This is a genomic window from Rhizorhapis sp. SPR117, assembly GCF_021742065.1.
The window spans coordinates 1-14,098 of record NZ_JAKKIE010000073.1; the positions used below are offsets into that span (position 1 = coordinate 1).

Consider the following 14,098-nt stretch of genomic DNA (forward strand, 5'->3'; position numbering starts at 1 on the left):
CGCCGACGAGATCCTCGCCGCCGTCAAACGCTTCTGCCAGAAAACAATGAAGCGAACTTCGGATTCAGGTGACTAGACTGAGTTGCGAAGGGCTTGGCCTCAGACTCCACCGATCAGCAAGGTCACATTGCTTGTCCGTCGGTTGATGGCGCTGGCGGGATGGGTCTCGCCAGTATGAACTACGCGGTGCATCGTGGGCTTCAGGCCGAAAGCGCGTTGAGCAAGATTGCCGGGGAATACGGCAAAAGAAGTAAGGCCGACCGGTAGTTCTATCCACTGTTTTCCAACCTGTATTTCGGTGCGAACATTCTCTCGCGTTCCGCACAGGGCGGTGAAATAGCGCTCATCGCAATGCGCTCTTTCAATTACCCGCGCATTCGACGTCCGCGACTGTTTTGGACTCAAGCTCCTGTTTACCCATCCCGGCAGCTTTCCCAGCCCAGGAAGCATCATCATCGCCCCCATCATATCGGAGACACCCTTGTGCCTGAATGGTCCATCAAGTCGTCCCCGGTGCCGGTCGAGCTGGAAACCAAGCCGACCCCATCTGGCCAGCGAATTTTGGGACATTGCCGCCAAGACTTCGAAGTCCTCAAATCGCTCCTGATATTTGAGGCGCTGGACCGTCACCCGGCGTTCGTTGTACTGCTGCCCTGGCGGTGTAAGCGCTTCCATTAGTTGATCGGCAAGCCGACAGCATTCGTTCATGGTCGCATCTGCAATGCGATAGCTATCCTTGCCCTGGACAAATCGGCCTGGCGTGGGGACCGGGTGACCTTCGGGCGTGCGATCGATTTCGACTTTTCGCGCGATATAGCCGTGATGCCCCGGTTGGAAATAGAAAAGGTCGCCCAAGCTGGCAGTAATGTCGCTGTTGCCGTAATGGTTACGGGCGATGTCGATCAGCGGCGCTTCCCATGGCAACTGCTCATCGGGGTCCTCCAGCAGTTGCGACCACAGTTTCCGGATCAGGCCTTCGCAATGCACCCGAATCACTGCCGCACCATTTGCAAAGCCCGCGGCCAGCATACCTTGCTGAAGTTCCTCGGCGGCGATTTCCAGAAAAACCATATCAAAGGTTCTAGATAGGTGGGAGGTATTTTGTCAGCCATATAGTGCGCGGCTATACTTATGGGTCATTCACCCGCCCAGACAGCTATCATCCCGAATGATTATGCCGGCAAGAAATCGCCTGATTTCAATTGAATATTAGCTTATTAGCCATCCCGCAGTGCAGCCGCCCTGGCCACAGCGCGATTGCCCGCCGCAGCGATCTGTGCCCGCTCCGCCCCACGAACCCGATAGACTCGCTGCCGGAAAAACCACTGATAGGGCCCAAGCTCGATCAAATGGTGAATTACATGCGTAACGAGCAGAGTTATCGGCGTCGTCACCAGGAAGAACAGCAGCATGGACAGCGCGATGTGATCAGTGAACAGCCCCAGTTTCACAAACAGCAGGCGCATTACATAATACGTATAGGGATGGACCAGATAGAGACTGTAGCTCACTGTTCCCAGGTACGTCATCGCCGGTCCGGCAAGCAAACGGCCAGTCAGGCTTCCAGGCGATACCGCGAGGAAAAAGTAGGTAGCCGTCGATAGCATCGTAGCGATCAGGAATGGATTTGTGACATCAGCCGGTTTGTAAGCGAACCATGCCGATGACGCGAAATAAATACAGAACAACGCGGCAGCCAGTTCCAGCGGCCATGCCAGTTCCCGTCTCAGGCTGACGCCACGATCATGCAGGACACGAATGCCCAAGCCGAACAGGAAATAGGTCGCAATCGGATAACGGAAAAGGAACAAGACAGATAGGAAAAGCACCAGACCGCCAACCACCCATCTGCGCTGTTTCACCAGAAACGTCACACCCAGACAGGTGAGAATATAAAACATCACCTCATAAGTCAGACTCCACGCATTGGGCGTGAGTTGCTCGGTCTGCAGAAACAGATTGGTAAAGGTGAAACCGCCAATGATCGCACGCCAATTGTTGGTTTCCGGATATTCATTTGTCACCGAGTTCAGCAAAACGAACAACAGCGTCAGAGCAAAAAACAGCGGATAAAGGCGCAACAGGCGTCTCAAGGCGAACTGGCCTGCGGAATAGCGCAGGATGCTGGGCAGGATAACGAAGCCGCTGATGGTGAAGAACAACTCCACGCCATAAACCCCGAATTGCCAGGGCCGGACCACGAAGGCGACATAATCCGAATGATTCTGATATATATGTTCAGCGGTGCCGCCTAATAAATGAGCGCAGAAAACCATCATTGCGGCAATTCCACGCAGGCTATGCGCGGCGCAATTGAAGTCCCCGCGCGCATTCTTTCGCGCTGGGGAGGATAGGCTAGGGTGATTATTTTCCGTCATGAAACCGTCACGAGCTGTCTATGAGTCCGAAGCTGATCATAGTTCAACGGTCCGGGGTCCCGGTGCGCTATTCCGTATTAAGATCATCCCCCTTGTGGCCTTGCCTGCCGGAGCGTTCGACCAAAGGAAGTATGGGGGAAAGCGAAACAGGATTATTTGGCTATGACAGCAGCTCAACTGTCCCATTTCAGGACATGACCCTAGAACGGTCCGCCCATAGAAACCCAGCGTACCAGACGATCCATCGGGAACAGACCATCCCAGGGCGATTGGAAATGGGTCATGCGGCCAATATCAGGAAAGCGTACTGCCCCACGCAATGCGGCACGTTCAGCAAAGGCCAGGCGGCGTGGACCAGCCATGGCAAGGCCGATCGTCTGAATGTCGGGACTGGCGAAGTCGGCGCAGGCAAGACCATCGCTGACCGTGCTGACAGAGATAACCCGCGAATAGCGGGGTGGCTCCAGCGCGGACGGCGCGCGCGCGTTGAATAACACGGTCCAGGTCGAATCCTGCGAGGCCCATACCTCCCCTGTCAGTTCCTGACGAAGCCGTGCGCTTTGGATGGCCGAAATCGTGCCGGGATCGGCAGGCGCCTTGGGAATACGTATGGCCGCCTTTTCCATCTCCTCCGCCAGAAGGGCGGCAAATTCGCGCGGGCTGGCTGCATCTCCGCCTTCTTCAACGAAGATGTTATGGGGTGAAGCACAGGCATATTGGTCGAATACCGACGCATCGATGGCTGCGGCTCTCGCCAGTTTCCGGACGTTGCGGGGTGTATCCAGCCTGTCCCTGCCAATCACCATATAGGAAAGCTTTGGACCAAAGATGATGTCCTCGGTACTGAAAGGCCTTGGCAGGGTCAGGATCCCGGCAACGGCCTCTGCTCCGCCCCACGCGATCCGGACATCGGCCGTCTCCGACATGTGTTCGGCCGCCGCGCGGTCGAGCCGATCGAAATAGACGATTGCGATACTCTGCAAGATGTCGTCGCCCTTCAGTATCCGCCCACCTGCTGTTGGCACTTCAAGGCCCCGAAAGGCATCGAGCAGAGCAGGTAAGGCGCGACTGAAACTGCTCGCTGCCTTGATGAGATTGGCATTCCGGCAGATAATGGCCTGAACCAGCGCCAACATGCCGAGCAAAGGAACATTTCCAGCAAGCCAATGAGAAACAAGTCCACGCGGCATGGCGCGCAGGAAGGCACGACCATGGTCGGCGCATGGCAGGAAGCCATCAAGATGCCCACGCTGCCCACGCAATGAATCATCCGCGAGCCGCCGCAGCGCACCACTGGCGCACCAACTGGTGAGGAACAGCAAGCCCTGCTGACGCAATGGTGCAAGCGGACCCTCTCCCGCCGCCCATTTGCGGCTGGCGGCAGCAATCAGCGTGATAAGCTCATCCGAACTGTAGCTATCGAGCAGCGTCCGTCTATCCCTGAGCTGTGCGGCCAGCGCATTGATGTCTGCAACGACTGGAAGACTGCGCGTATCGACAGGCGCCTGCAGGTCGCCAGCGACGTGATTGGTCCCCGCCTCCCACAGCAATCGCACATTGCTTGGCGCCTGAACGATGGCCGCGTGCTGCTGTACTGCTTGGGGAGCCATTTTTTCGCCCATGATATCGCCGCAACCACGCACTTCGGCCTTTTTGGCGCGGCCAAGCACACGAAAGCGGGTGCCGCCCCAGATGTCGCCCGGACGTGGGCGCCCGGTAATCATGCCGACATCATCCGTCAGCACGGCAATGCCGGGGTAAGAATGGGGTAGCGGCGTCAGAAATTCGAGAAGCCCCTCCTCCCCATCTCTGACCGGCTCATAGGTAGCGGGATCGCGGACGATCACCTCGGCAAAGGCCGGACAGTGTTTGTCGCCTTCTGGTCCTGTGGGGTAAGTCACGCCCATCTGTTCGGTAAAGCCATAGAAATCGATGACATGGTCGGCAGGAACGCCCAGCGCGTCACGCATGGCCCGGTCAAAAACTTCAGGGGACACCCGCTGGTCGGCAAGTTTCTTCCAACCGCCAATATGCACCACATGCGATCCCGCCGGCATCGAAAAGCCGCGCCCGGCGCGCAGCAACGGCTCCACCGCAAAGGCATAAAGCACATAGGTAAAGCCAAAAACCATCGCAGGGCCGTCAAGGCTGGACAGCGCGTCCGCGAACGCCTGCTCTTGCAGGACAAGCGAGCCATTCGCATCGATATCCATGAAATACTGAACCTCGCTGGCAAGGTTCAGGAATCCCCGCACCGCCGCCCCGCGCGCACCCAGGCCACCATGCTGGTCCTTGCCGGGCGGAACATCGAGAACGAGGAGAGGCCGCCGCTTGCCGCCCAGTGCCTCACTGACGACGCTGGTAAGAGCGCGCACCTGTCGCTTTGCCGTTATCGCATCAACCACCACCGCGCTGGGAATACCGCTCGTCGCCGAGGAACTGAGCGTGGAGCGAATGTCTGCAAGATCGACCGAACGCAGCACATCGGAATTTTCCTTGAACGCCTGCGCCGGAAGGAACGGAAAATCTGTAAGCGAGGTAAAAACATGCTCCTGTCCGAAACCACGCTTGGCGCAAAAATGCCTGTAAGCAGCGCAATTTTCGACATGGTGCCGATATGCGGAATTCATCGCCGCAAGCAGGCGGCGCTGTCGCTCCGGCTCTGGCAGGCCATAGGGTGCGGCGCGCAACAGGTCGCCGATCGGGTCCGCATCCTGTTCGATCAAGCCGCGCATATCGCATCGTCCAGAATTTCGTCGAGTGCCCGACAGTCAAGCGGTCGTGGATTGGCGCGCGCACAGACATCCTCAAGCGCTGCCGCCAACAGGCCATCACGATCGGCAATGCGCTTGCCGGTCATCGGATTGGGTACGGCAAGATCACGGCGCATCTGCGTGATTTTGTCCATCAGGGCATCGGCACCGGCAAGCCCGACCGCCTCCGCTAGCCGATCATATTTCGACCGCACTGTTTCATCCCGGCAATTATAACGTAGCGCCGGGACCAGCATGAACCCGGTGGCGGCGCCATGCCCAATTCCCAACTCGGCCAACTGATGCGCGATTGCGTGGCCGGCGCCGGGAACCTTCAGATTCTGGACCCAGCCTGCCATCATCGCTGCATTCATCACGTTCAGCCGCGCGTCCATGTCTTGCGGCTCAGCAATGGACCGGGGCAGCTCCCGCAACAGCGTGCGCACCGCCTGTTCCGCCAAAAGATCGACAAGGGAATTGTCAAAACGCGATGCATAGCCCTCTACGGCGTGGGCCAGAGCGTCAAAGCCCGCCGCAATCCTGACGGCAGACGGAACCCCCATGGTAAGAGCAGGGTCAAGAATCACTACATCGGGCAGCAGCTCATGAGACACCATCGGCTTTTTGGCATGATGGGGATGAACGGCAAAAACCGCCGCCGAACTAACCTCCGATCCCGATCCTGAAGTGGTTGGAACCGCGACAAGGCGGGCGCGTCCCCGCAGGCGCGGCAGGGCGAAAGGCCGCACTGCCTCCTCAGGATCAAGGTCAGGCTGTTCATAGAAGGCCCAGGCGATCTTGGCGCCGTCCAGCACCGATCCACCGCCTGCAGCGACAATCCAGTCAGGCCCAAACTCGGTGATTTCGGTAATCACGGGCTGCAACGTGTCCAGCGACGGTTCGCCCTTCGGCGCGGCAATGAAGCGGACATCCTGTGCCCGGACAGCCGCTCTTAACTTGTCACCAGCAACCGAATCTTGCAGCAGGGACGACGATGCCAGCACTGCCACGCGCGCGGCGGGAAGCGCCCGCAGCACCCCTATGGACCCAACCCCGGAAAAAACCTCTCCGGCCGATACGAAGCGCGGAACAGGCAGGCGGACTGAAAGCACCCTAGGTCCCCCTGCACTGCGCCGCGACGGCATGGCGGATGATCTTGCCGGTCTCGCTGCGCTGTATAAACGCGACAGGATGGATGCGCGATGGCACCTTGAATCCTTCAAGGCGCTGATAGCAGAAGCGAGACAGCTCGATTTCGCTGATGTCCCTGCGCGTCACGATTGCCGCCTCGACCCGGTCGGTGCCAAAAGCACAGGCATCCTCGACCGCGTCATGTTCGAGGAGAACCTTCTCAATTTCGGCGGGATAGACCTTGTACCCGCCTATATTGATGAGATCCTTGAAACGGCCAGTGACATGCAGAAACCCTTCTTCATCAATCCGACCCTGGTCGCCGGTATGCAAATATCCATCGCGGAAGGCAGCTGCCGTCTGTTCAGGATCGTTCCAATATCCCTGCGCCACCGTTGGCCCGGCGATCAACACCTCATTTTCATCCGACAATCGGAGATCGATCCCGGGCATCGCCTGACCAACTGATCCATAATAGGCCGGCCCACATTGACTAAGAGATATGAATGTCGATCTGGAAGCCTCTGTAAGACCATAATAAACCATCAGGTTTACATCAGGCAGCATCTTTTGAAGCCGCGCAGCCTGGGGCGGTGGCAGGGGAGCCGAATTAATGACGATGAAGCGCAGATTACGACAACGTTCCTGAAACACCTCGCCATAGCGATCCATCAGCATGGCATAGCCCAGCGGGGTTCCGGGAAATCCCGTCGCACCCCAGTCGGCCACTTTGCGAAGGACTCGCCCCACCCGGGTCAGGCCCGGTTCGATATAGACCGCTCCCCCGCATGACAGGTTACAATAGACATGGCCGAGGCCGAAACTGTGCGACAATGGCAGGATGACAACCTCTCGATCCTGCGCCGTATAGCCAACGAACCCGATAATGTTCCGGATGGCCGCCAAGGTGTTGCCATGGGTCAACATCACTCCCTTGGGCCGCCCCGTAGACCCCGTCGTGTACATGAGCGTGGCAAGATCGTCCGTCATGCGTTCGGCATCGGGCAAGGCGCCGTCGCGTGTGGCAAGCGCTTCGATTATAGTTGTCGCGTCAAGGATTGCCCGTGGCATGCAGCTGTCCCGAACGGCGTTGATTGTGGTAACCAACGCGTTCGGCTCTAGGGGCACCGAAATGCCGCCCGCCATCAAAATACCGAAATGCGCCGCGATGAAATCCACGCTATTGGGAAGCATCAGCGCCACCCGGTCGCCGGGACGCACACCGCCATGACGCAGCCAGATCGCGATGCGGCGGCTCGCCTCGGCAAGCTCGGCGTAGCTGCGCGTATTTTTGGGATCGGCAACCGCTTCCCGTTCGGCAAAACGTTCCGCACCCTGGAGTATCATGTCCTGAAGCAGGGTCATGTATAGCGCCGGACAGTATCGATGAGGTCGCCTACGGATTCGATTTCGATGGCATCGCCAATGTCGAATGTAACACCAAAGGCCTTTTCGACTGCCATGAGCAGGCTAAGATGACCCAGTGAATCCCATTGGACGACATCGCCCGCGGCAAGATCCTCGGAATACTGACTTTCCTCGATCTTGAGAGTTTGAAGCACAATGGTTCTGATAGCTGGTTCAATCATTTTTTCTGAAACACCGGTCTGGCGGGAATACCCATTGCAGTTTGTCGCGGCTCCAGGTCCGCGACGACGAAAGAATTACCGGCTACGACACTATAGTCGCCAAGCCTGCGGCCGGGATGAAGCGAAGCATTGGCGCCGACAAACACGCCTTCGCCCAGCATGCACGCGCCAGTCACGACCGCGCCCGGTGCAAGTTGGGAAAAATCCCCGACCGCGACCTCGTGGCCGACAATTGCGTGGATATTGACCATCACATGCCGGCCCACCTTGCATTCGGGCGCCAGAGTGGCAAAGGGGCCGACATAGCTGCCCTCCCCTACCACTACATCTTCGGCCAGTTCGGCCCTGGGATGGATCAGTGTCGCGAAACGCACCCCTTGCCGTTCCAGCGAAGCAGCAAGGTCGCGTCGCACCCGATTGTCGCCTACAGCAAGGAACACAAGTGTTTCGCGGCCACACATGTCAGTAATGGCGGGGATCGAACAGAGCACCGGCGTCCCGTAATGCTCACCGCCTGCGGCACCTGAGCGATCGTCAGCGAAACCAAGGATATCCCATTGCGCCGTACCCGCTGCATTCATGGCGCGGGCCACCCAGAGCGCCTCCAGCCCCCATCCGCCTGCGCCAGCGATCACGAGTTTAGTAGGTTCGGGCCTTGCAGGTTCAGGCCTTAACGGATCAGGCATGGACGGCCTCCTGGTTCAATCGGTCCAGTTCGGCCAGCGAGCGAGCCCCCTCACCCGCCTCCACCAGTTCGATCAGTCCCTTATAGGGGTCCATCATCCAGGCGATGGGTCGACCGGCAAAGGCAGCCCCCGGCTGCGGACGCCCCAGGGCCATGCAGCCATTGCTCCGCAGTTGGCCGAGGCTGGCGGCGATATCCTCCGTCTCATAACATTGATGGTGCAGCGATGTGCCACGATCCAGCGCCTTCCATAGACTGCTTCCCCCTCCTAGAGGTGAAACCAACTCCAACCAGTGCAATGCACCCGGCTGCCGCAGGAACTGGACCGTCGCACCTTGGCCCAGATCGTCGATGACGGGGCTTTCGATGCAGTAACCAAGATTATCCTGATAATGCGCGGCGGCTTCCTCCAGCTTCTCTACGACAAAGCCGATGTGATGCAGTCGCAGTGTTGACGTGGCTTGCACAATCTATCTCCCACCGCGCCGCGACTGGCAGAAGGATAGGATACCCCCCGCCTTTCGCCGGCATGACGTTGAAAAGATGAAACTATCGCGACGGCTGGAAACGGTCATGACTGCCTTAATACATGCTGATCCGTGTCCGCCCGGCAACCGTCCAACCCCTTTCGTTCCTGTCGCAGGGCAGCATAGTCGCCGGGTCCGGCAGCTTGAATAGGCGCAAACGTAGTACGCTTATATCGCTGTCGCTGCCCCTTCGGATTGGCGGAACCCGGTGGGCGCTCAGGCGGCCTGCCGCTGTGAGCAGGCCGATGCCCCCGCTTTCCCCGCCAGCATCCGCTCATAAATCTCCATGATCCGCCGGGCGTGCGCTTCCTCGCCAAAACGCATGCGGGCGTCTCTTTCGGCACGATGCGCCATCAGCCGGGCGAAGGCAGGCGATTCGCAGTAACGAAGACAGGCCGCAGCCAGCGCATCGGCACTTTCGGGTGCCACGAGTTGACCGATTTCGCCATCGCGCAATGCTTCGATATTGCCGCCCGACCGGGTCGCGACAATGGGCGTCCCAACCAACATCGCTTCAATCAGGGTGCGTCCAAAAGGTTCGTTGACCGCCGGAACCATCAATATGTCACATGCCGCGATCCAGCGCGATCCGGGTTTACGCCAGCCCATGAAGCGGACATTCTCCGTCAGACTATGTTTTTTGACGCGCGTCTCCAGCGCATTCTGCGTCCGTCCATCCAGGTCTTCCCCGAACAGCACACCGTATATGGCACTGCCCGGATTACGCGCCACAAGCGCAGCAATGCTGTCGATGAAAAGCGCGGGACGCTTGCGGTCTATGAAGGTGCCGAAATAGCCGATGAATATCGCATCGTCCGGCGCGTTCAGCTCCGTGGCGAGGGCGGCATGCGCCGCAGCGCGATCTTCCTTCAACGTGGTGTCAAAGGGACTGTGAACTACTTCCGATTTGCCAGCGGCTGAAAATAGGCCCGGTCGGGGTAATGCAAACTGTGATACCGCCACCACCTGATCGGCAAGCAGCGGCGCGGCAAGTCGCAAGCCCAGAGCGGAGGGATTGCCGCGATGATGCCAGAGCAGTTTCGCCCCCGCCAGCCGGGTCGCCAGTGCCCAAGTCGCGTGGGTTCGTCCATCATTACTGTGAACAATATCCACATTTCTGGAACGCAGAAAGCGCAGTTGAGATGGTACATCGCCGAGGGCTTTTATCAAGGCACGCGGGCCAATGCGTCTGGCGAAGTTCTGTTCGCTCCACTGAAACGATTCTTCTATATCAATGCCATGCTCACGAAACAGAGCCGCCACCGCGCCATCGGGCCGCTGCGGAAGAACCAACGGAGTGAAACGGTTCCGATCAAGTTTGCGGATCAGCCCAAGCACCGAAATATAGCTGCCGCCCACGGCATCGCCGGTAAAGGGGAAACAGATTGTCGCGGGTCTCTCGCCAGCCATTAATATATTCCCTAATCTGGATGGGAATTAGACCAGCATGGCTCTGACGGAGCTATCCACTAAGAGGAGGTAGACCCAAATATCATGGCTCTCCCAGAACGCCCTCATACCCCCGCTTCAATCCCGCCCGCCAGTTGCAATGGCTGGACATTGCCCGACATAGGACAAGCATCAAGGTCGATGCCACTATGAATGAACAATTTCCGTGCCTCCGGGACAAGCCCGCCCCGACAATACCGGATGATCAGCGCAGCCTCCTCTGGGCTTAGATATTCGGTATGGCGGCCTATTTTACCACTCCGCATACGAAGGCTTTGGATATCGGAACGGTCGTAGGTATGGCCGGGGATACCTTCTTTCTGCTCCATTCGCTGCATCTGATCGAAACGCGCCGCTTCAATAGCTCTGTCCAGCGCGTCAGGCCTGACCTCGATGTTAAGAAACAACAGCAATTCCGTAACAGCTGCCGCTGTGTCCAGTGACAGCCGTTCGTAGCTCAAAACAATATGCGGCCTATGGGCAAGGCCCAATGCCCAGCCATTGAGATAGGCGACAAAAGTAGGAAGACCATAGTTGGCAATATTCAGAAAAGTGCCAATCGGACCATTGAATTGTTGCTTGTGGCGAACGGCATGGAAATAGGCGGAAACCATCACATCTCGGGGGTCCCGGATCATAAAGATGACCGGCCGATTCCGGAACAGTCTTTTATCGTACGTGCGATGACTGACCGCCAGCAAGGGCAGTTTGGGCCACTGGTCTTGCAACGCAAAGACAGGAATGCCGCGTACCGGGTTACGATCAAAGTTGGGCAGCATCTGGAATGTGGTCGTCAGGTTCGGTTTCAAGTCGCGTCCGGCAATATCCGCGAAATAATTGGACAGCAGGAATCGAAGCCAGGTTCGACCGCATTTGGGATAGGATACGAGAAAGGCATCGCAATAGGTTGCGACCCTACGAAGATAGAGTTCGTCCCGCCATTTCCGGACCTGCCGGACCATACTCCTGATCAGCATTCGCTCGATATTGCAGACACCTCCAGCTTTGACCCATCAGCATCTGACAGTTTCGGCAACGCTTCCTCGATGGTCTGCTGCCAGTGCTGCAATATCCTTTCGGGCGAATAGCGCTTCATCGCTGCGCGCGCATTAAGCGCAAGGCGGGCACGCAGGTCTTCATCTGCGCACAACCGATCGAGACCACTTGCCAAAGCCTCGATGTCCCCTTCCGGGACAAGCAGGCCGCTTTGCTCATGCTCGATCATTTCAGCCGGCCCCCACTGGCAGTCATAGGATATGACGGGCAGGCCCGCCGCCATCGCCTCTCCCAGAACCAGGCCCCATCCTTCGAAACGGGAGGAAAGAATGAACAGGTCGGCATCCTCAATCCAACCGCCCGGTCGGGCGCTGACGCCGGGCAGGTCGACCCGGTCGTCAAGCCCCAGATCATGACGCTGTCGTTCAAGCGCCTCGCGGTCCGCCCCCTCTCCCCATATGACGAGCCGCCAGTCTGAATGCACGCTGGAAATGCGTGCAAAAGCGTCCAGCAGACGGTCGAATCCCTTTTGGGCGGTCAGTCTGCCCACCGCCACCATGGTCCGACCATCGCGCCGCCAGGCCTTTGCCTTTGCCGGCAGAGTCGCCGGATTGGGAATAACCTTTTGCCGTTTGCGCATCCTGGGGTGGAAATAGTCCATGGCCCCCCTGGTCATCGTGATCAGACCATAAGAACGCGGATAGGTCCAGCGCCGCATCCGTTCCCAGAACGGACCGACGCTTTGCAATGCCGGATTGTTGCGCTCCGATATGATCACCGGCAGGTCGAGACCTCGCGAAGCCAGCAGCGAAATGATATTCGTGCGTGTCAGGAAGCTGACAACAATATCGGGTCCGGCCACTTCAAAGCCCTTGCGCAACAACCTCACCCGCGCCCACAGCGTCGCCAGACCCGCTAAAGACGACATTTTCCGCGATTTCATCCCGAGCGGCATGACCCGCACGGCAGAGTCGAGCGGATAATAGGGCCGAGCCGCCCTATCCTCGAACGCAAACAATGTGACCGTCCATGACTGAGCAGCAAAATGATTGCAGAGCAAACCTACGATATGCTCCGATCCTCCGGCCCCAAGTCCTTGCAAAACAAACGCGACATGCGGCTTTCTGGCGCACGGCACAATTGCGTTTCTGGCAAGAGCCATGTTCATCATTTCGTCTCCACTGGCCGATCTTTGCCAACGTCAGTGAAAGAGTCGATTGCGCATTGGGGTTATAAGCGGCGCCCCATTGGGCAGAACAATCAATATTTCAGGCGCAGCGCCAATCCCCCACGGAAACGTTCATAATCCTCGCCCGGTATATTGCTGTTACGGTGCGCGTACCGACCCAATGCCGCCAGTGAAACGTGGCGGCCGAAGATATATTCCAGCTCCATATTGCCGCCCAATGTCCGCTGCTTTTCACTGGTTCCCCGGAAATTGGTTTCCCGCCAGGAAATGCGTGCCTTGTAAAGCAGGTTGTGCCGGATCTCCTGGTCAAGGCCGAGGGTGAACCGCGTATCCGTTCTGGAGGTCGCCCCGTTGCGCACGGTTGCCACATCGCCTCGAAAAGCCGCAAAGGTGATCGCCGAGCGCGGCGTCAGGCTATAGGTCAGGTCCGCCCCGAACTGGAGGCCGGTATAGGGCTTCAGACTGGCATCATCCGGATCGAACCGGAAGATACCCGCATTTACCTCCCCCCGCAATTTGCCGCCGGGATCAATCTGCACCCCTGCGCTTCCGCCAAACGTGTTCGCATTGCGCTTGATCCCTGTATTGTCAGTGGACAGACTAAAGGCCCGCCGATTGAAATAGCCCTGCATGAAAACACTCATCAACGGAGACACGCGGTAGAATCCGCGCAGTGCGCCGCGATAACTGGTGTGATCGCGCTCATCATCCAATACACTCAGATAATCGAGCTTGTGTACCTCGCCGCTGGCCTCCACCCCCATATGACCGCCTGTGATACGATAGGACAGGTCGCCTGAAAGATCGTTGAACCGCCGAGGCCCGATATCGGTCGCAAGACGCGCTTCAGGATCACCGCGGTCTTCTATCGCGCGAACAAATCCGATGCCGCCCGCAAGGTTCGACATAGCCGTCGGTTTCAGAGCTACATGCGCCTTGCCGCCGAACGTAGTGCTGTTTTCGGTGGTGTTGTCGGCATACCGGCGGAAACTGGCAAAGGTTTCCGCACCCAGAACCAGCGTCTCATGGTCAAGATTGAAATCCAGCCTGGGCGTGGCAGTCAGAATGAAATCGTCCACCTTGTTCGACTGCAAGGCGTAGATGTTGTTGTCATATTCCCCGCTGACCTCCATCTCCGGACGGATGATCAGGGAACCGACCTGGATCGTGCGTGGTTCATAACCCTTGCGCGGCAGATCCAGCACTGATGGATAGCGGCCATCCATATCCTGTTGCGCGAGCGCGGGCGCCGCATATCCGATCAGTCCGCCAATTACGGCTAAAAGCGGCCAGGCTTGCCTGACCATCCCCTTTTGCTTGTGTAAGAGCCCAACCGAAAATTATGTTGAGTGATTTCAGCGAGCTGTGATTCTCTGTGGTTTAGGAAGACTACGGAGGATC

General features: G+C 58.1%; 12 protein-coding genes. All 12 read right to left on the bottom strand.

What is annotated here, in order from left to right; translation table 11 throughout:
- Positions 1–99: 99 nt before the first annotated feature.
- Positions 100–1,071: a hypothetical protein gene (locus L3X40_RS18670; protein WP_237366936.1), complete on the bottom strand. Its 972-nt coding sequence runs from the start codon at positions 1,069–1,071 to the stop codon at positions 100–102.
- Between the two features lie 146 nt (positions 1,072–1,217).
- The gene (locus L3X40_RS18675; RefSeq protein ID WP_272908043.1) at positions 1,218–2,378 is read right to left on the bottom strand and encodes an acyltransferase family protein; all 1,161 of its coding nucleotides are present in this window, start codon (positions 2,376–2,378) and stop codon (positions 1,218–1,220) included.
- Positions 2,379–2,578: 200 nt separating this feature from the next.
- Positions 2,579–5,113 (bottom strand): LuxE/PaaK family acyltransferase, encoded by a 2,535-nt coding sequence (locus L3X40_RS18680; protein WP_237366938.1) that lies wholly within the window; start codon positions 5,111–5,113, stop codon positions 2,579–2,581.
- Positions 5,101–6,243, bottom strand: a complete 1,143-nt coding sequence (locus tag L3X40_RS18685; RefSeq protein WP_237366939.1) for an iron-containing alcohol dehydrogenase — start codon at positions 6,241–6,243, stop codon at positions 5,101–5,103. Before L3X40_RS18685 ends, L3X40_RS18680 begins: the two co-directional genes overlap by 13 nt.
- 1 nt (position 6,244) lies before the next feature.
- Positions 6,245–7,627, bottom strand: a complete 1,383-nt coding sequence (locus L3X40_RS18690) for a class I adenylate-forming enzyme family protein (RefSeq protein ID WP_237366940.1) — start codon at positions 7,625–7,627, stop codon at positions 6,245–6,247.
- Positions 7,624–7,824 carry an acyl carrier protein gene (locus tag L3X40_RS18695; RefSeq protein ID WP_237366941.1) on the bottom strand — a complete coding sequence of 67 codons (201 nt, stop codon included), beginning with the start codon at positions 7,822–7,824 and terminating at the stop codon, positions 7,624–7,626. The genes L3X40_RS18690 and L3X40_RS18695 overlap by 4 nt, the downstream gene beginning before the upstream one ends.
- A 23-nt stretch (positions 7,825–7,847) precedes the next feature.
- Positions 7,848–8,537, bottom strand: a complete 690-nt coding sequence (locus L3X40_RS18700) for an acetyltransferase (protein ID WP_237366942.1) — start codon at positions 8,535–8,537, stop codon at positions 7,848–7,850.
- Positions 8,530–9,003, bottom strand: coding sequence for a VOC family protein (locus tag L3X40_RS18705; protein WP_237366943.1), 474 nt, complete (start codon positions 9,001–9,003; stop codon positions 8,530–8,532). The genes L3X40_RS18700 and L3X40_RS18705 overlap by 8 nt, the downstream gene beginning before the upstream one ends.
- A gap of 276 nt (positions 9,004–9,279) precedes the next feature.
- Positions 9,280–10,473 (bottom strand): glycosyltransferase family 4 protein, encoded by a 1,194-nt coding sequence (locus L3X40_RS18710; protein ID WP_237366944.1) that lies wholly within the window; start codon positions 10,471–10,473, stop codon positions 9,280–9,282.
- A gap of 104 nt (positions 10,474–10,577) precedes the next feature.
- Positions 10,578–11,489: a sulfotransferase domain-containing protein gene (locus L3X40_RS18715; RefSeq protein ID WP_338331158.1), complete on the bottom strand. Its 912-nt coding sequence runs from the start codon at positions 11,487–11,489 to the stop codon at positions 10,578–10,580.
- Positions 11,483–12,679 (bottom strand): glycosyltransferase family 4 protein, encoded by a 1,197-nt coding sequence (locus L3X40_RS18720; protein ID WP_338331159.1) that lies wholly within the window; start codon positions 12,677–12,679, stop codon positions 11,483–11,485. Before L3X40_RS18720 ends, L3X40_RS18715 begins: the two co-directional genes overlap by 7 nt.
- Positions 12,680–12,768: 89 nt before the next feature.
- Positions 12,769–14,004, bottom strand: a complete 1,236-nt coding sequence (locus L3X40_RS18725; RefSeq protein ID WP_237366945.1) for an outer membrane beta-barrel protein — start codon at positions 14,002–14,004, stop codon at positions 12,769–12,771.
- Positions 14,005–14,098 lie beyond the last annotated feature (94 nt).